The sequence below is a fragment of the Ruegeria sp. BHSC026 genome, assembly GCF_059613065.1.
The window spans coordinates 66,678-83,730 of sequence record NZ_JBXWRV010000008.1 but is presented as its reverse complement, the minus strand read 5'-3'; the positions used below and the strand labels follow the sequence as shown (position 1 = coordinate 83,730).

At 65.1% G+C, this 17,053-nt stretch carries 21 protein-coding genes; 13 read left to right on the top strand and 8 right to left on the bottom strand.

Features of this window, described 5'->3' with window-relative positions:
* Position 1 precedes the first annotated feature (1 nt).
* Positions 2-634 (top strand): hypothetical protein, encoded by a 633-nt coding sequence (locus AC2FME_RS11930; protein ID WP_496683037.1) that lies wholly within the window; start codon positions 2-4, stop codon positions 632-634.
* On the opposite strand, the gene AC2FME_RS11925 is transcribed toward AC2FME_RS11930, so the two are convergent.
* Both AC2FME_RS11925 and AC2FME_RS11920 read right to left on the bottom strand, forming a co-directional pair.
* Positions 623-955 carry an AzlD domain-containing protein gene (locus tag AC2FME_RS11925; protein ID WP_496683035.1) on the bottom strand — a complete coding sequence of 111 codons (333 nt, stop codon included), beginning with the start codon at positions 953-955 and terminating at the stop codon, positions 623-625. The two genes, AC2FME_RS11930 and AC2FME_RS11925, sit on opposite strands and share 12 nt — an antisense overlap.
* Positions 952-1,668, bottom strand: a complete 717-nt coding sequence (locus tag AC2FME_RS11920; protein ID WP_496800532.1) for an AzlC family ABC transporter permease — start codon at positions 1,666-1,668, stop codon at positions 952-954. The genes AC2FME_RS11925 and AC2FME_RS11920 overlap by 4 nt, the downstream gene beginning before the upstream one ends.
* On the opposite strand from AC2FME_RS11920, the gene AC2FME_RS11915 reads away from it, so the two are divergent.
* Genes AC2FME_RS11915 through AC2FME_RS11895 form a run of 5 tightly spaced genes read left to right on the top strand, consistent with a single transcriptional unit; the run spans position 1,667 to position 5,636 of the window.
* The gene (locus AC2FME_RS11915; RefSeq protein ID WP_496741528.1) at positions 1,667-2,611 is read left to right on the top strand and encodes a formate dehydrogenase accessory sulfurtransferase FdhD; all 945 of its coding nucleotides are present in this window, start codon (positions 1,667-1,669) and stop codon (positions 2,609-2,611) included. The genes AC2FME_RS11920 and AC2FME_RS11915 overlap by 2 nt on opposite strands.
* Positions 2,601-3,257, top strand: coding sequence for a molybdenum cofactor guanylyltransferase MobA (mobA, locus tag AC2FME_RS11910; protein WP_496800531.1), 657 nt, complete (start codon positions 2,601-2,603; stop codon positions 3,255-3,257). Before AC2FME_RS11915 ends, mobA begins: the two co-directional genes overlap by 11 nt.
* Complete coding sequence (mobB, locus tag AC2FME_RS11905) at positions 3,254-3,763, top strand: molybdopterin-guanine dinucleotide biosynthesis protein B (RefSeq protein WP_496800530.1); 510 nt, start codon at positions 3,254-3,256, stop codon at positions 3,761-3,763. Before mobA ends, mobB begins: the two co-directional genes overlap by 4 nt.
* A 20-nt stretch (positions 3,764-3,783) precedes the next feature.
* The gene (locus tag AC2FME_RS11900) at positions 3,784-5,043 is read left to right on the top strand and encodes a molybdopterin-binding protein (RefSeq protein WP_496800529.1); all 1,260 of its coding nucleotides are present in this window, start codon (positions 3,784-3,786) and stop codon (positions 5,041-5,043) included.
* Positions 5,040-5,636 (top strand): GNAT family N-acetyltransferase, encoded by a 597-nt coding sequence (locus AC2FME_RS11895; protein WP_496800528.1) that lies wholly within the window; start codon positions 5,040-5,042, stop codon positions 5,634-5,636. The genes AC2FME_RS11900 and AC2FME_RS11895 overlap by 4 nt, the downstream gene beginning before the upstream one ends.
* On the opposite strand, the gene AC2FME_RS11890 is transcribed toward AC2FME_RS11895, so the two are convergent.
* The 3 genes from AC2FME_RS11890 to AC2FME_RS11880 form a co-directional block, all read right to left on the bottom strand.
* Positions 5,633-6,625, bottom strand: a complete 993-nt coding sequence (locus tag AC2FME_RS11890; protein WP_496800527.1) for a hypothetical protein — start codon at positions 6,623-6,625, stop codon at positions 5,633-5,635. The two genes, AC2FME_RS11895 and AC2FME_RS11890, sit on opposite strands and share 4 nt — an antisense overlap.
* Positions 6,626-6,637: 12 nt before the next feature.
* Positions 6,638-7,108, bottom strand: coding sequence for a transcription elongation factor GreA (gene greA, locus AC2FME_RS11885; RefSeq protein WP_496683017.1), 471 nt, complete (start codon positions 7,106-7,108; stop codon positions 6,638-6,640).
* A gap of 238 nt (positions 7,109-7,346) precedes the next feature.
* Positions 7,347-7,727 (bottom strand): VOC family protein, encoded by a 381-nt coding sequence (locus tag AC2FME_RS11880; protein WP_496683014.1) that lies wholly within the window; start codon positions 7,725-7,727, stop codon positions 7,347-7,349.
* A gap of 89 nt (positions 7,728-7,816) precedes the next feature.
* On the opposite strand from AC2FME_RS11880, the gene soxR reads away from it, so the two are divergent.
* From soxR to AC2FME_RS11860, 4 genes are all read left to right on the top strand, one after another.
* Entirely contained in the window at positions 7,817-8,272 is a 456-nt protein-coding gene (soxR, locus tag AC2FME_RS11875) for a redox-sensitive transcriptional activator SoxR (RefSeq protein WP_496683011.1), read from the top strand.
* A 136-nt stretch (positions 8,273-8,408) separates the two neighbouring features.
* Positions 8,409-10,055 carry an electron transfer flavoprotein-ubiquinone oxidoreductase gene (locus AC2FME_RS11870; RefSeq protein ID WP_496687996.1) on the top strand — a complete coding sequence of 549 codons (1,647 nt, stop codon included), beginning with the start codon at positions 8,409-8,411 and terminating at the stop codon, positions 10,053-10,055.
* Positions 10,056-10,205: 150 nt separating this feature from the next.
* Positions 10,206-11,873: a tetratricopeptide repeat protein gene (locus AC2FME_RS11865; protein ID WP_496796710.1), complete on the top strand. Its 1,668-nt coding sequence runs from the start codon at positions 10,206-10,208 to the stop codon at positions 11,871-11,873.
* Positions 11,863-12,684, top strand: coding sequence for a 4-(cytidine 5'-diphospho)-2-C-methyl-D-erythritol kinase (locus AC2FME_RS11860; protein ID WP_496741542.1), 822 nt, complete (start codon positions 11,863-11,865; stop codon positions 12,682-12,684). The genes AC2FME_RS11865 and AC2FME_RS11860 overlap by 11 nt, the downstream gene beginning before the upstream one ends.
* On the opposite strand, the gene AC2FME_RS11855 is transcribed toward AC2FME_RS11860, so the two are convergent.
* A complete protein-coding gene (locus tag AC2FME_RS11855; protein WP_496800526.1) occupies positions 12,677-13,675 on the bottom strand; it encodes a polyprenyl synthetase family protein in 999 nt (332 codons plus the stop codon). The two genes, AC2FME_RS11860 and AC2FME_RS11855, sit on opposite strands and share 8 nt — an antisense overlap.
* A gap of 56 nt (positions 13,676-13,731) precedes the next feature.
* Here AC2FME_RS11855 and AC2FME_RS11850 point away from each other — a divergent pair, with 56 nt between their 5' ends.
* From AC2FME_RS11850 to AC2FME_RS11840, 3 genes are all read left to right on the top strand, one after another.
* The gene (locus AC2FME_RS11850) at positions 13,732-13,947 is read left to right on the top strand and encodes a putative signal transducing protein (RefSeq protein ID WP_496800525.1); all 216 of its coding nucleotides are present in this window, start codon (positions 13,732-13,734) and stop codon (positions 13,945-13,947) included.
* Complete coding sequence (locus AC2FME_RS11845) at positions 13,944-14,717, top strand: tRNA1(Val) (adenine(37)-N6)-methyltransferase (RefSeq protein ID WP_496800524.1); 774 nt, start codon at positions 13,944-13,946, stop codon at positions 14,715-14,717. Before AC2FME_RS11850 ends, AC2FME_RS11845 begins: the two co-directional genes overlap by 4 nt.
* A 120-nt stretch (positions 14,718-14,837) precedes the next feature.
* Positions 14,838-15,008, top strand: coding sequence for a YdcH family protein (locus tag AC2FME_RS11840; protein WP_496682994.1), 171 nt, complete (start codon positions 14,838-14,840; stop codon positions 15,006-15,008).
* On the opposite strand, the gene yddG is transcribed toward AC2FME_RS11840, so the two are convergent.
* Complete coding sequence (yddG, locus tag AC2FME_RS11835; protein ID WP_496800523.1) at positions 14,998-15,864, bottom strand: aromatic amino acid exporter YddG; 867 nt, start codon at positions 15,862-15,864, stop codon at positions 14,998-15,000. The genes AC2FME_RS11840 and yddG overlap by 11 nt on opposite strands.
* Entirely contained in the window at positions 15,861-16,808 is a 948-nt protein-coding gene (locus tag AC2FME_RS11830) for a transcriptional regulator GcvA (RefSeq protein ID WP_496682990.1), read from the bottom strand. The genes yddG and AC2FME_RS11830 overlap by 4 nt, the downstream gene beginning before the upstream one ends.
* Positions 16,809-17,053 lie beyond the last annotated feature (245 nt).

Here is a 17,053-nt window from a genome sequence, read left to right as displayed (position 1 = left end):
CATGTTGCGGATTCTGATCGCCTCCCTGCTGGCGGTTGCGGTGGCGGGCTGTACTGGCTCGCAACGCCCTCAGGCCGATCCGGCCGAGATAGTGGCGCGGTCGTACCGCGATTCGGGTCCGCCGACCTTGACCCTCTACACGATGATCAACACGCGCACGGGGGCCGGAGCGCACACGTCGCTGATGATCAGCGCCAGCGAGCGGGTGATCTTCGACCCGGCCGGGTCATTCCGTGCCGATGTGGTGCCGATCAAGGATGACGTTCTTTATGGCATCACCCCCGCGGTCGAGCGCGCCTATCGCAGTTCGCACGCGCGTGAGACGCATTATGCGCGCATCCAGACCATCCAGGTGACGCCCCAGCAGGCCGAGATCGCCTATCAAGTGGCCAAACAGTTGGGTCCGGTTCCGGGGGCCTACTGCGCCCACTCGGCCGCGCGGCTGCTGCAGCAGGTGCCAGGGTTCGAACAGATCAAGACCACTTTCTATCCGGTCAAGCTGTCCGATCAGTTCGGACAGATTCCAGGGGTCGTCACGACGGAATACCGGGAAAATGACAGCGCCGATCTGCAGGCCGGGTTGGCCGCGAACAATGCGCTGCTCAACCAGCTTGAGACGGCCTCAGCCCAGTAGGTAGAGCATCCCGTACAGCGTGCCGGCCCCGGCAAAGATCGCGGCCAGCACGTTTCGGGTGATCAGGCCCACGCTCAGCGCGACCACCGCGGCCGACATACGGGGCAGGTCGGGCTGGCCACCCGTTGCGGTCGGCCAGACCACCAGCGGCGCAATCAGCGCCGGCAGAATTGCCGCCGCGGTATAGCGCAGATGCCGCAGCAGCCAAGGCGGCATCGGCCGGTCTCCGATCAGGCCGATGAAGACGAAACGCAAGCCGTAGCTACCGATCGCCAGCCCGAGGATGATGGTCCAGATGGTGATCGGATCGGGCGCGCTCATGGCAGGGCCTTTCTACGTTCCAGCATCACCTCGGCCTGCGCCCCGGCCACCATGCCCGCGCAGCCTGCGATCAGCAGGCCCAGATTGTACGGCACCCCTGCGCACAGTAGCGACACGATGATGGCCACCAGCGCGGCGATCACATGAGCCGGGGTGCGCATCATCGGGCCGATCATCGCCAGAAAGGTGATCGGCAGAGCGAAATCCAGCGCCCAGCTTTCGGGAATTCGCGTGCCCAGAACCGCGCCCAGATAGGTGGCCAGTATCCAAAGCGGCGTGATCGGCGTGACCGAGCCGACGAAATACGCCATGCGCTGGGCGACGGTCATGCCTGGTTCCTTCTCGAACTGCACGATCGAGCAGGCATAGGACTGGTCCACCGTCAGATAGGCGGCGCAGGCGCGTTGCCACAGCGGCGCCGCGCCCAGATAGGGCGTCAGCGAGGCCGAGTACATCGCCATCCGCAGATTCACCGCCAGGGCCGAGATCAGGATGATCGCGGTGGGCGTTCCGTCCTGCAGCAGTTGCAGGGCGGCGAACTGCGCGGCCCCCGCGAACACGGTTGAAGTAAAGGCCATGGTCTGCACGATGTTCAGCCCGGCCTCGGTCGCGAAGACGCCGAATAGGGTCCCGAAAGGCACCGCCACGAAGACGAACGGGGTCCCGTCGCGAAAACCCTGCCAATAGTATGACTTGGATGTGGAGGTTGCCATGGCTAGATCCTATGGTGGTCTGCGCAGCAGTAGCGGGTCAGAGAGAGGGTTGCAATTGGCCACTGAAGTCGATCTGTCGGAATACATCATCGCCCCCGATCCGGGCGCGGCGCGGTTGACCCGCGCGGTCGAGGGGGTGGACCAGAATGGCGAGGTCAGCCGTATCTCGGTTGTCGAAGAGCGCCCGCTGACGATCTTCCTCAATTCGCAAGAGATCGTGACCGCAATGACCATCGGCGATTACCCCGAATATCTGGCGCTGGGATTTTTGCGCAACCAGGGCATGTTGCGCCCCGATGACGAGATCACGCGCGTCGATTACGATGACGATCTGGAGACCGTGGTGGTGCGCACCGCCCGCGAAACCTCGTACGAGGACAAGCTGAAGAAAAAGACCCGCACCAGCGGCTGCGCGGTGGGCACGGTGTTCGGCGACATGATGGAGGGGCTGGAAGGCGTGCGCCTGCCGCAGGTTCAGGTGCGCACCTCGTGGCTGTATGATCTGGCGGCCAAGATCAACCGCACGCCATCGCTGTACCTGCAGGCCGGGGCGATCCACGGCACGGTTCTGTGTCGCGAGAGTCGCCCGCTGGTCTATATGGAGGACGTGGGCCGCCACAACGCGGTGGACAAGATCGCCGGCTGGATGCTGTCCGAAGGCGAGGCGGCCGGCGACAAGATCCTGTACACCACCGGGCGGCTGACCTCGGAGATGGTGATCAAGACGGCGATGATGGGCATCCCGGTTCTGGCCTCGCGATCGGGCTTTACGGCCTGGGGCGTCGAAATCGCGCGCGAGGTCGGCCTGACCCTGATCGGCCGGATGCGCGGCCAGCGCTTTGTGTGCCTGTCGGGCGAGGACCGGCTGCTGCGCGACGCGGACCCGGCCAGCGTGCCGGTCGAGGACCCGAAGCACCGAAGGAAAAGTGCCAATGGGAGTTGAAGCATCACGCCCCCTCGGCGTCATACTGGCGGGGGGTCTGGCCACGCGGATGGGCGGCGGCGACAAGGGGTTGCTGCAACTGGGCGGGCAAAGCTTGTTGGCGCATGTGATCGACCGGCTGGTGCCGCAGGTGCCCGGGCTGGCGCTGAACGCCAATGGCGATCCGGCACGCTTTGCTGATCTTGGCCTGCCGGTCCTGCCGGACAGCATCGCGGGTTACGCTGGTCCCTTGGCGGGTGTGCTGGCCGGGTTGGATTGGGCGGCGGGGCAGGGCGCTGATTGTATCGTCACCGCTGCCGCCGACACGCCGTTCTTCCCGCGCGATCTGGTCGACCGGCTGATGCTGGCGGCGCAGGGGCAGGCTCATCCGCTGGTTCTGGCCACCACGCCGCGCACCGGTGACGAGGCGCTGAAATCCGGCGGTGGCCGCCGGGTCAACCGGCACCCGACCTTTGGCCTGTGGCCCGTGGCTCTGCGCGACGATCTGCGCGCGGCTCTGACGGACGGGTTGCGCAAGGTGGTCCTGTGGACCGACCGCCATGACGGGCGCGAGGCGCTGTTTCCGGCCGACCCGTTCGATCCGTTCTTCAACGTCAACACGCCCGCAGATCTGATCCGGGCGCAGCACCTGTTGGAGCGGGCATGAGGGTCTACGGCGTTACCGGCTGGAAGAATGCGGGCAAGACCGGGCTGGTCGAGCGGCTGGTGGCCGAGATCACCGGGCGCGGGTTCAGTGTCTCGACCGTCAAACACGCTCACCACGCGGTTGACGTGGACCAGCCGGGCACCGACAGCCATCGCCACCGAACCGCCGGGGCATCCGAGGTTCTGCTGGCATCCAGCCGCCGCATCGCCGTGATGCAAGAGCTGCGCGGCGCGCCCGAGCCGCCGTTGGACGACCTTCTGGCGCGCCTGTCCCCGGTCGATCTGGTGTTGGTCGAGGGGTACAAGCGCGCGCGCCACCCCAAGGTCGAGGCTTTTCGCGCCCAGCCCGGAAACCCGCTGATCGCCGCTGACGATCCGACGATCCGCGCGGTGGCCAGCGACACGCCGCTGGATCTGGACCGTCCGGTCTTCGATCTGAACGACACGCCTGCCATTGCCGATTTCATCCTGGCCGAGGTCGGCTTGGGGCGGCGGCCAAGCCCCTGACCATGCCCGAGGACCGGACCATGCCGAAGATCGCGCCTCCACCGCTGAAAAACGACTGTTTCGCCCTGCCGCCGGGGGTCGAATGGACCCCGGTCGATGACGCGCTGGCCCTGCTGCGCGACCGGTTGCACCCGGTGGCCGGCGTCGAGACCCTGCCCGTTGGTCAAGCCTGCGGGCGCGTACTTGCGCAGGACGTGATCGCACAACGGTCGAATCCGCCGCTGCCCAACACGGCGGTGGACGGGTACGGTTTTGCCGGTGGTCGGCCCGAGGGCCCGCATGTCCTGCCGCTGGCCGAGGGACGCGCGGCGGCGGGCGTGCCGTTTGCGGGGGCCGTGCAGGAGGGGCAGGCGCTGCGCGTTCTGACCGGCGCGCAGGTGCCCGAGGGGGTGGATACCGTCATTCTGGAAGAGGACGTGACCGTGCAGGACGGCCACATCGCCTTCAACGGGCCTTTGAAGGCTGGCGCCAACACGCGCAAGGCGGGCGAAGACGTGCAGGCCGGGGCCTTGGCTCTGCCTGGCGGGCGACGCCTGACGCCTGCCGATCTGGCGCTGCTGTCGGCGGTGGGCGTGGCCGAGGTCCCGGTCCGCACGCCCTTGCGCGTGGGGGTTCTGTCCACCGGCGATGAATTGCGTGATCCGGGTCAGGCCGCGGGGCCGGGCCAGATCTATGATGCGAACCGCCCGATGCTGTTGGCGATGCTGCAACGGATGGGTTTTGTGCCGGTCGATCTGGGCCGCGTGGGCGACGACCGGGCCGCGCTGCGGGACCGGCTGGACCAGGCCGCGCAACAGACTGACGCGATCCTGACCAGCGGCGGCGCTTCGGCGGGGGATGAGGATCATGTGTCGGCCCTGCTGCGCGCGGCGGGGGCCTTGCAGGAATGGCGCATTGCGCTGAAACCGGGCCGCCCGCTGGCGCTGGGCCTGTGGCAGGGCACGCCGGTGTTCGGCCTGCCGGGCAACCCGGTGGCGGCGATGGTCTGCACGCTGATCTTTGCCCGGCCCGCGCTGGGCCTGATGGCGGGCGAGGGGTGGCGGCAGCCGCAGGGCTTTGACCTGCCCGCCGGATTCGCCAAGCGCAAGAAACCGGGCCGCCGAGAATACCTGCGTGCCCGGGTCCGCGACGGCCGGGTCGAGGTGTTTCAATCGGAAGGGTCGGGTCGCATCAGCGGGCTCAGCTGGGCCGAAGGGCTGGTCGAACTGCCGGACGGCCCGCTGGACATCCAGCCCGGAGACCCTGTGCGTTTCATACCCTATGGCAGTTTCGGCCTGTGACGGTTTCTGTCTCGTGCGGGTTTTCCCCTGATGAGCGCGCGCGGGCGGCCGCGCTGTTCTGGCAGGCATTCTCGGGCAAACTGTCGCGCGTCATGGGGCCGGATGCGCGCGGCCTGGCGTTTTTCGAACGGGCGCTGAACCCCGATTTCGCTCCGGTGGCGCGGGATGCGGATGGGCGGATGCTGGGGCTGGCCGGGTACAAAACCCGCGACGGCGGGCTGACGCAGGGCGGGCTGGCGGATCTGGCCCGGGTCTATGGCTTGTTCGGCGCCCTGTGGCGGGGCCTGTTCCTGAGCGTTCTGGAACGCGACCTGAAGCCGGGCGTGTTCCAGATGGATGGCATATGCGTGGCGACCGAGGCGCGCGGGCAGGGTGTCGGGACCCTGCTGCTGCGGGCGATCAAGGACGAGGCACAGAGGCTGGGCATGCACGAGGTGCAACTGGACGTGATCGACACCAACTCGCGCGCGCGGATCCTGTACGAGCGCGAAGGGCTTCAGGCGATCGGGCAGGACCGTACCGGCCCGTTCAAACACCTGTTCGGCTTCAGTTCGGCCACGAAAATGCGGTGGGTGGTGCCGGACGGTGGCTAGTCGAAGGTTCCGGCCACCCGGCCCAGCAGCATGAAGGCGCGCGCCGTGCGCGTGTCGCCCAAAGCGGTCAGGTCGGCGTCGCTGGCCTGAGGTTCGAACTCGACGATCATGGTGTCGAAGCGGCGCAGGAAGTGATGCACCGCATCGCGAAAGATCGGGTCCTGCTTCATCCGCGCCGAGGTCAGCGCCAGGCACGACCGGTCGCGGATACCGCCCAACGCGGCGACCGCACGTCCCCGTTCGCCCTTGGCGAACTGCCGCCAGACCTCGGGGCGGGCCATGTCGGGGTGCAGGTCGTCCATGTAGATGCCTTCCTGGCTGAGCAGGGTCAGCACGTCCTCGGCGGCCTGCACCAGTTGCGCGGTCTTGCGGTCTTTCATGGCGCGGCGCAGGGCGTTGAAGCCTTCGGTGTCCTCGGCGGTTTCGGGAAAGTTCAGCGCCCGGATGAAAATGTCGGTGGGCAGAGGAGTCGCTAACTCTTCGGCCGGGGTGCCCAGTTCCAACGAGGTCTGGCCCGAGGGCGCAGCAGGTCTTGCCTGCGGCGCAAGATCCCGCCGCTTGCTGGAGAACGTGGCCAGCGTGCTTTGGGTGTGCCGGGCAGCCGCAGCGATTTCATCCAGTTTCCGGGCCACCGCGGGTTCGTAGGTGCTGGCCGACCGCTGTTGCTGCGATACGTACGCCTGGCGGATCGCGTCGATCGCGGTCTGCAGCCGGGCGCTTTCTTCGCGCATGATGCGGCTCGCGCGCATGGCCAGCGCCCCTACCCAGATCATCGCCACCGGCATGAACACCGCCAGCAGCATCACGATGAAACTGCCGGCCTGCGTCTGCTCGGGCAGCACCAGAAAGACCACGGCCACCACCAGCCAGATCAGGCTGAGGGCCGCGGCCGCAATCTCGATCCCGGTGACGCTGGGGCGGCCCGGACGGTCATAGATGCCCAGCCAGGTGGGCCGTTTGCTGTCCGGATCAGGGTCTTGGCCCGACATGGCGCGCTCCGATCAGGCGTAGTGGATGCTCAGCACTTCGTACGAGCGCACGCCGCCGGGGGTGCGCACTTCGACGCTGTCGCCTTCTTCCTTGCCGATCAGGGCACGGGCGATGGGCGATTTGATGTTCAGCAGGCCCTTTTCGATATTGGCCTCGTGCTCTCCCACGATCTGCCAAGTCTTTTCCTCGTCGGTGTCCTCGTCCACCAGCGTGACCTTGGCACCGAACTTGATCGCGCCCGACAGTTTGGTCGGATCGATCACGTCCGCCAGCGACAGAACGCCTTCCAGTTCCTTGATGCGGCCTTCGATGAAGCCCTGTTTTTCGCGGGCCGAGTGGTATTCTGCGTTTTCCTTCAGGTCGCCCAGTTCGCGCGCCGAGGCGATGGCCTCGATGATCGCGGGGCGTTCAACGGACTTGAGTTGCTTGAGCTCTGCCTCGAGCGCGGCAAAGCCCGCGGGCGTCATCGGGATCTTTTCCATATCTTCTTTTTTCCACGCACAAATTGAGTCGCCCCGCCGCATGAGACCAGCGTCGGGGCGAAAGATCGGTTGGCAATTACCTGACCCAAATATGGCGTGAAATGCAAGAGGCCAAGGGGTTTGGCCTCTGCAATCCGCAACTTAACGCCGTCGGGGTGGTGGGGGTTTCCGATTGTGCCGATGCTCCAGCAGATCACCGCGTTTCCAACGATGCGCCTCGGCGCCGAACCAGAGCATCTCAATCATATTGAACGACCTCGAATTCAATGCCGTTGTCGTCGTCGAAATAGAACCGGCGACCGGGTTCATAGTCGGCGTGGTTGTGCGGCTCGAAGCCCGCGGCGCGGACCTTGGCTTCAGTTGCGTCGATGTCCTCGACCAGCACGCCCACATGGTTCAGCCCGCCGATGGTGTCATAGCTGCTTTCGCCCGACGGTTTCGGGTCGGCCGGGGCGTAAAGCGCCAGATAGGTATGCGCGCTGCCCACATGCACGGTATAGCCGCCCGCGATCGCCGGGCCCTCCCAGCGGGTCTTCCATCCGAATACGTCCTGCATCCAGGCGGCGGTCGCCTGCGGGTTGCGGACGGTGAAGTTCGTGTGTTCCAGCGTCGCCATCATGGGGTCTCCTTTTCATGTTCAGGCTTGTTTCGACTCACCGTAATTCCTAAACCTAACTTTAGCTCAAGAGATTTTTTCGGGAGGAGATCATGCCCGCATCCGAGGGCCTTTCCATCGGCGCGCTGGCGCGCCGCACGGGGTTGGCGGTATCCGCCATCCGCTATTACGAGGCGCAGGGGCTGATTTCCCCCTGGCGCAATCCGGGCGGTCAGCGGCGGTACCAGCGCGCCGACATCCGTCGGCTGAGTTTCGTTATGATCGCCCAGCAGTTCGGCCTGACCCTGCCTGAAATCCGCGAGGTTCTGGCCGGGCTGCCCGACAACCGCACGCCTACACCTGCGGATTGGAAAAAGATCAGCCTTGGCCTGCGCGCGCATCTGGATCAGCGAATCGACACTCTGCTGCGTCTGCGTGACAATCTGGACGGCTGCATCGGCTGCGGCTGCCTGAGCCTGCCGAAATGCGCGCTCTACAACCCCGACGACCGGGCAAAAACCTATGGTAGCGGTCCCAGGTACCTGATGGGTGACGCGCCCGAGGGCTGATCTGCCGCATTGCAGCAATGTTACGCCGTGTTTTGATTGACCAAGGTCTTTTCCAGCAGGTAATCAGCCGGGAAACAAAATTTCGCCGAGCCCGCGCCCCGGGCGCCAATTCGGATAGTTAGCGGAGGAGCCCACGATGGCCGAAATTGAACGCGAAGCGATGGAATACGACGTGGTGATCGTGGGCGCAGGCCCCGCGGGCCTGTCTGCGGCCATTCGTCTGAAACAGCTGGACGCCGACCTAAACGTGGTCGTGCTGGAAAAGGGCTCGGAAGTGGGCGCGCATATCCTGTCGGGCGCGGTGCTGGACCCGTGCGGCCTGGATGCGCTGATCCCCGACTGGAAGGAAAAGGGTGCGCCGCTGAACGTGCCCGTGCGCGAAGACAATTTCTATATGTTGGGCGAGGCCGGCCAACTGCGCATCCCGAACTGGCCGATGCCGCCGCTGATGAACAATCACGGCAACTACATCGTCTCGATGGGCAATGTCTGCCGATGGATGGCCGAACAGGCCGAGGCGCTGGGCGTCGAGATCTTCCCCGGCATGGCCTGTTCAGAACTGGTCTATGGCGACAATGGCGAGGTCAAGGGTGTCGTGGCCGGCGTGTTCGGGCTGGAGCCTGACGGATCATATGGCCCCAACACCGAACCGGGGATGGAACTGCACGGCAAATACGTCTTCCTGTCGGAAGGGGTGCGCGGGTCGCTGTCCAAGGAAGTGATCGCCAAATATGACCTGCAGGCCGGGAAAGAGCCGCAGAAATACGGCATCGGCATGAAGGAAATCTGGGAGATCGACCCCGCCAAGCACAAGGAAGGCAGCGTCACCCACACGATGGGCTGGCCGCTGGGCGGCAATGCCGGGGGCGGGTCGTTCATCTATCACCTGGAAAACAACCAGGTCTATGTGGGCTTCGTGGTGCACCTGAACTACAAGAACCCGCACCTGTTTCCCTACATGGAATTCCAGCGGTTCAAGCATCACCCGATGGTGGCCGACCTGCTGAAAGGCGGCAAGCGCGTGGCCTATGGCGCCCGCGCGATCACCGAGGGCGGGTACCAGTCGATGCCGAAGCTGGTGGCGCCGGGCGTAGCTCTGCTGGGCTGTTCGGCGGGCATGGTCAACGTGCCGCGGATCAAGGGCAACCACAACGCGATGCTGTCGGGCAAGGCAGCCGCCGAGGCCGCGTTCGAGGCCATCAAGGCCGGCCGCGGCGGCGACGAGTTGACCGATTACGAGACCGAAGTGCGCAACGGTGCCATCGGCGCCGATCTGAAAAAGGTCCGCAACGTCAAGCCGATGTGGTCAAAATGGGGCCTGACCGCCTCGCTGGCTCTGGGTGGTCTGGACATGTGGACCAACACACTGGGCTTTTCGCTGTTCGGCACGCTAGGTCACGGCAAGACCGATGCCGAAGCCACCGAAGAAGCCAGCAAGCATCAGCCCATCGACTATCCGAAACCCGACGGCACCCTGTCCTTCGACCGGCTGACCAATGTGGCGTTTTCCTTCACCAACCACGAGGAAAGCCAGCCCTGCCACCTCAAGCTGGCCGACCCCCAGATCCCGGTGAAAGTGAACCTGCCGAAATATGACGAACCCGCTCAGCGGTACTGCCCGGCGGGCGTCTACGAGATCGTGCGCGACGAGGATCAGCCGCGTTTCGTGATCAACTTCCAGAACTGCGTGCACTGCAAGACCTGCGACATCAAGGATCCCAGCCAGAACATCAACTGGACCACGCCGCAGGGTGGGGACGGTCCGAACTATCCCAACATGTAGGCAGGAAACGGGGCAATGGCACAGCCGTGACCGCTGGGCCATTGCCTCTGGTCGGCCAAGGCCCTAGCTTGTGCTGCAGGTACAGGCAGACAAGGCAGGTTCTTGGTGGTTTCTCTGGTGCATCGTGCGGCATGGGCCGCGGTTCTCGGAATGTCTCTGAGTGTTTCGGCGGTGGCGGACACCGGTGCAGGGGCTTATCTGGCCGGCCGGCAGGCGATTTATGAAAGCGATTATGCCGCCGCCGAAAGATACTACACCAGGGCGCTGGCATTCGATCCCCAGAATCAGCGGTTGATGGAAAGCGTCCTGTTGGCCCGCGTGGCCCTGGGCGAAATCGAACGGGCCCTGCCCCTGGCGCAAGAGATGGAGGCCGACGGTTTCGTCAATCAGGCTGCGCGCATGGTCATCGCCGCCGATCTGGTGCAACGCGGGCAATTCGCCGAACTTATGGCCCGCGACCCCGAGAGCCAGGGCGTGGGCCCGTTGGTTGACGGGCTGATGCTGGCCTGGGCGCATATCGGCCAGGGCGAGATGACCAAGGCCATGGAGCAGTTCGATACCGTCGCCGCGCAGGACGGGCTGCGAGAATTTGCGTTGTATCACAAGGCGCTGGCGCTTGCCTCGGTGGGTGATTTCGAAGGCGCCGAAGCGATTTTCGGCGCCGATGAGGGGCGCGTCGCGCGGTTCTCGCGCCGGGCGGCACTGGCGCGAGTCGAGATTCTGTCGCAACTGGACCGCAACGCCGACGCGCTGCAATTCCTTGAAACGGTCTTTGCTTCGGGCAGCGATCCGACCATCGAGGCCTATACAGCCCGGTTGCAGGCCGAGGAAACCCTGCCTTTCACGCATGTCCGGTCGGCGCAGGACGGCGTGGCCGAGGTCTTTTTTACCGTCGGCGCGGCGCTGAACACCGAGGCGGCGCATGATTATGTCCTTTTGTATTCCCGCGTGGCGACCTATCTGCGGCCCGATCACATCGACGCCATTCTCCTCAGCGCCGAGTTGCTGGAGGAGTTGGAGCAGCATGATCTGGCGGTTGCCGCCTATCGGATGGTGCCGCCCTCCAGCAGTGATTTCCATGTTGCCGAACTGGGCCGGGCGGATGTCCTTGCCCGGATGGGTAAGACCGACGCCGCCGCCGAAGTGCTGGAAAACCTGGCCGCGCGGCAGCCCGACCTGCCCGGTGTTCACGTCGCGCTGGCCGACCTTCAGCGGCGGCAGGAGAACTATGCCGCGGCCGTCACCGCCTATGACCGCGCAATCGAACTGACCGAGGCGAACTCCGACGGCAACTGGTTTCTGTACTATGCGCGCGGCATCAGCCACGAGCGACTGAAGAACTGGGACAAGGCCGAGGCCGATTTCCGCAAGGCTCTGGAACTGAACCCGGATCAGCCGCAGGTTCTCAACTACCTCGGCTATTCGCTGGTCGAGCGGCGGGAAAAGCTGGACGAGGCGCTTGAGATGATCCAACGCGCCGTGGCGGCCCAACCCGACAGCGGTTATATCGTCGACAGTCTGGGCTGGGTGCTGTTCCGGCTGGGCCGCTATGACGAGGCGGTCGGACACATGGAACGCGCGGTCGAGCTGATGCCGGTGGATCCGGTAGTGAACGACCATCTGGGCGATGTCTACTGGGCCGTCGGACGCCTGCGTGAGGCCGAGACCCAATGGAAGCGCGCCCTGTCCTTCATCGACCCCGAAGACACCGATGGCGAGGCGGACCCGGACCGCATCCGCCGCAAGCTCGAGATCGGCCTCGACGCTGTGCTGGCCGAAGAGGGGGCCGAACCGCTGAAGGTCGCCAATGGCAATTGAGGGTTTCGCACCCGCCAAGATCAACCTGACCCTGCATGTGACCGGCCGACGCGCCGATGGCTATCACCTGCTGGATTCGCTGACGGCTTTCGCCGATCTGGGCGACAGGCTGACCCTAGAGCCAGGCCCTGATCTTTCAATCTCGGTGTCTGGCGAACATGCCGAAGGCGTGCCGACCGACGCGCGAAACCTGGTCTGGAAGGCGGCGCAGGCGATGGGCTGGCGGGGGCGGGTTCATCTGGACAAGGTGCTGCCGCACGGGGGCGGAATTGGCGGCGGGTCGTCGGATGCGGCGGCCACCTTGCGGCTTCTGTCACCCGAAGGCGCCGAGATCCCGCTGGACATTGCGCTGGCCCTGGGCGCCGATGTTCCGGTCTGCACCTTGGGCCGCGCGGCGCGGATGCAGGGCATCGGGGACCGGATCAGCCCGGTCGCTTTGCCGCCGCTTCCCGCCTTGTTGGTCAATCCCGGTGTGCCGGTGCCCACGGGGCCGGTGTTCAAGGCCTTGGCCGCGCACGACAATCCTGCCATGCCGGCCGACCTGCCGGCGTTTGACGGGCCTGAACACTGCGCCGACTGGCTGCGCGGGCAGCGCAACGACCTGCAGCCCGCAGCGATTGGTCTTGCTCCGGAAATCGCGGATGTACTGGATGCGTTGTCAGGTACGCGGGATGTGCTGCTAGCGCGGATGTCCGGGTCGGGGTCGACCTGTTTCGCGCTGTACCCAACGATAAAGGCCGCGCATTTCGCAGCTTACGAGATCGGCGTTGCGCAGGCGGATTGGTGGTGCCGGGCGGTGACGCTCAGTTGAGGCGCGCCACGACATAGTCGGCCATATCCCGCAACAGGTAGCGGATTTCATGGTCGGGCAGAACCGCCAGCGCCGCCTTGGCCTTGGCGGCCCAGCCCAGCGCATCGGCGCGGGTAGCGTCCAGCGTGCGGTATTTGCGCATCAGGCCCAGCGCGTGTTGCAGGTCGCCATCCTGCTGGCGGCCTTTTTCGATGGTGCGCTCCCAAAAGGCGCGTTCCTCAGGGGTGGCCTGCGCAACCGCCTTGATGACGGGCAGGGTCAGTTTGCGCTCGCGGAAATCGTCGCCCACGTTCTTGCCGGTGGCCTCGCTGTCGCCCTGATAGTCCAGCAGGTCGTCGGCGATCTGGAAGGCGATGCCCAGCGCGTCGCCATAGGCGAACAGCGCCCGGACCTGCTCCTTGGAGGCGCCGGCGATCACGCCGCCCACCTCGGTCGCCGCGGAAAACAGCGCCGCGGTCTTGCCGCGCACAACCTGCAGATACACGCTCTCGTCGGTGCGCAGGTCGGTGGCAGCGGTCATCTGCAGCACCTCGCCTTCGGCAATGGTGGCCGAGGCATTGGCCAGAATGTCCAGAACCCGCAAAGACCCGGTTTCCACCATCAACTGGAAGCTGCGCGAAAACAGGTAGTCGCCGACCAGCACGCTGGACTTGTTGTCCCACAGCAGGTTGGCGGTGGGCCGGCCGCGCCGCTGGGCGCTCTCGTCCACGACGTCGTCATGCAAAAGCGTGGCGGTGTGGATGAATTCGACCGTGGCGGCCAGGCGGATGTGATGATCGCCGTCATAGCCGAACAGCCGCGCGGCAGCCAGGGTCAGCATCGGGCGCAGGCGCTTGCCGCCCGCTTCAACCAGATGCGCGGTCACCTCGGGGATGCGGGGCGCGTGCTCCGAGGCCATGCGGGTGCGGATCAACGTGTTCACCGCGTCCATTTCGCCGGCCAGCAGCTCGGCCAGTCGCTCATGCGGTTTCGAGATCGTGCCGATGTCCATCACACTCCTGTCACAAGGCTCGACTTTCGCCCCGCCTTGCCCTTACATCCATCCCCATGAAAGAACTTCTGCGCAGCACCGATCCGACCGTCATGGCCTTTGCGTCCGCTCTCCTTGAGGGCGAGGATATAGACTGCTTTGAGATGGACGTAAATATGAGCGTGCTCGAAGGCGGCATCGGCATCTTCCCCCGCAGGCTGATGGTCCGGACCGAAGATCTCCCGCGCGCGCAGCGCGTAATGCGCGACAACGACATTCCCTTGGGGCGATGACCGCGTTTGCCGATACCGATCTGACCTGCAACGATTTTCTGGGCGGGCGCCTGCGCCTTTTGCAGCCGCGCGACGGATATCGGGCCGGGGTCGATCCGGTTCTGCTTGCCGCGGCGGTTCCGGCCAGCCCCGGCCAGTCCGTGCTGGAACTGGGGTGCGGGGCCGGAGCTGCGGTTCTTTGCCTCGGTGCCCGGGTTCCTGATCTACGCCTGAATGGTGTGGAATTGCAGCCGGCCTATGCGGATCTGGCCCGGCGGAACGCACGCGAAAACGGCATTGCCCTGTCGGCCTACGCCGCTGATCTGGCCCAGTTGCCGTCCGAGCTGCGCCAGCTTCAGTTCGATCACGTCATCGCGAACCCGCCCTATTACCGTGCCGGTGCGCACAGCGCCGCCGCGGATGCCGGTCGGCGCATCGCGCTGGGTGAACAAACCCCGCTGGTCGCATGGGTCGAGGCCGCGGCCCGTCGTCTGGCGCCGCGCGGCTATCTGCACATGATACAACGCGCCGACCGCCTGCCGGACCTTATGGCCGCCTGCACGGATCGGCTGGGGTCGCTCGAAATCCTACCCTTGGCGCCGCGCCCAGGACGGGCCGCCGAATTGGTGATCTTGCGCGCGCGCAAAGGCGGGCGGGCTGCGTTTCGCCTGCATGCGCCGCTGATTCTGCATCAAGGCGACCGCCATGAGCGCGACGAGGACAGCTATGCGCCCGCGGTGTCCGATGTCCTGCGACACGGGCGGCCGCTGCGCTGGCCCGGGCAGCTTTAGGCAAAGACCAGCCGAAATTGTCGGATTTGTGACAGATTCTGTGCGCCTGCGGCGTGACAGGGTGGAAATGATGTGGTCAACTTCCCATGTCAGTTAGATCAACAGAGAAGGAGGATCGCCATGAGCGTTAGCGCACATCTGAGTGAACTGAAGAAGAAGCACGCAAGCCTCAGTCTCCAGGTCGAAGAAGCCCAGCGCGCGCCCGGGATTGACGATCTCCACATTGCCCAACTGAAGAAACAGAAGCTGAAGCTGAAGGAAGAGATCGAGCGTCTCTCCGTCAGCGCCTGAGGCTGGCCCGCGCCGCAATCGCGGCGCCGCCGGTTATCAAAACGGCCGCGATCGCCAGCGTCCACGAGGGCGCGGCGATCCCGGCCACAACCAGCACTAGGGTCGACAGCAGTGGCGCCGCGTAAGAACTGGTGCCGAGCATTTGGATGTCTCCCTGCTTGACTCCGATATCCCAGACATAGAAGGCCAGCCCCACCGGCCCCAGCCCCAGCGCGACGGTCGAGGCCCAGCCCAATGTGCCTTGCGGCCAAACTGTGTGCTCGAGGACGAAATGCAGCGCCCACGAGGCAAGCGCGGTCAACACGCAGAATACCGCGACCGAGCTGGTGGGTGTCCGGCCCAACCGCCGCGAGAGCACGGAGTACCCCGACCATGTCAGCGCGCACAGCAGCGCCAGCGCATAGCCGGGCAGGTATTCCGCCCGAAATCCGGTGCTGCCGCCGCCGGTGATGATGAGCGCGGCGCCGGAAAAGCCCAGACAGGCCCCCAGCAGATGCCCCACGCGCAGGGTTTCTCCGGGCAGCAGTCCCGAAAACAGCACAATCAGCAGCGGCCAGAGATAGGCGATCAAACCTGCCTCAGCCGCAGGCGCCATGCGCAGGGCCGAGAAATACAGCGCGTGATACCCGAACAACCCCAAGGTGCCGAAGGTGAATACCTTCCAGCTGATCTGACGCAACTGGGTCAACCCGCCGCTGCGCCATGCCCAGATCAGCCCCAGCGTGCCGCCGATGCTGAAACAGATCGCGTTCAGCAACAGCGGCGGAGTCGGGGCCGAGCCAACGGTGAACAGGGCCAGCAAGGCCCACAACAATACGGCGACAAAACCGACGGCGGTGGCACGGTTCTTGGTCATGCGGGGGAAATGTCCTCGACCGGGATGATTGTGAAACCGTCGGATATGTGCGCAGTTTTTTCGATTTCCGCAAGGAACCAATCGCGAAAGGCTGCGATCTGAGGACGGGTCTCTTCGCCCTTGCGGCACAAGAACCGGAACCGGGCCTTGGTTTCGATAGCGATCCTGAACGGGGTGACCAGTCGGCCCTCGATCACGTCCTTGATGATCATGGGCCGCCGCCCAAGCGCAACGCCCATCCCCGCCACCGCCGCGTCGATGGCATGGTCGGCGTTTGAAAAATGCGTGCCATGGGTCGGCGTAAAGTCCACCCCGACCGCACGGAACCACGCGGGCCAGTCACAGGGCGGGTTCAGGAAACCGATCGAGTCGTCATGGATCAGGGGCGCCTCGGTCAAGCTTTGCGGCGTCGGATACCGCTCGGCCAGTTCGGGTGTCATGACCGGGGTCAACCACTCGGGCCGCACCGGAACCGAATACAGTCCGTCATCCTGCCCATAGCCGAACCGGATCGCCACATCCACGTCGTCGCGGTCGAAATCCAGGTTGCGCAAGGTGGCCGAGAACCGCAGGTCGATCTCGGGATGTGCACGGGCGAATTCATAAAGGCGCGGCGCCAGCCACTTGGCCGTCAGGGCCGGACCCGCAGTGATCGTCAGTGACGTGTTGTCCTGCAACCGGCGCGTCGCGGCCCAGGCGGCTTGCAGCCGGGCAAAGCCCTCGGCCGCGCCGGGGGCGAGAGTCCGCCCGGCCTCGGTCAGTTCGACCGCGCGGTTCAGGCGGCGGAACAGCGGCTGGCCCAGGTGTTCCTCCAGCGACTTGATCTGAAACGACAAGGCTGCCGGCGTGACGTTCAACTCGTCCGCGGCCTTGGCAAAGGACATGTGTCGGGCAGCGGCGTCAAAGGCGCGCAGGGCGGTCAGTGGGGGAAGGCGATCACTCATTTCGATTCAGAAATTCTTATGCGACATGGGAAAAACTCTCGTTTGCGCCCTTTAAGAGCAAAAGTCATATTTAGTGCAAGTCAAGTTCAATTTAATCAGAAAGGGACCGCCATGATCGAGATGACGACAAACCCTGCCGCGCAAAAGGCGATTCTGCGCGCTCATCAAGAGCGTGGCGCGCTGGTCCGGAGTTTCTGGAAATGGGTCACGGGTTCCCGCTGAGCGCAGCGCGCGCGTTCTTACGG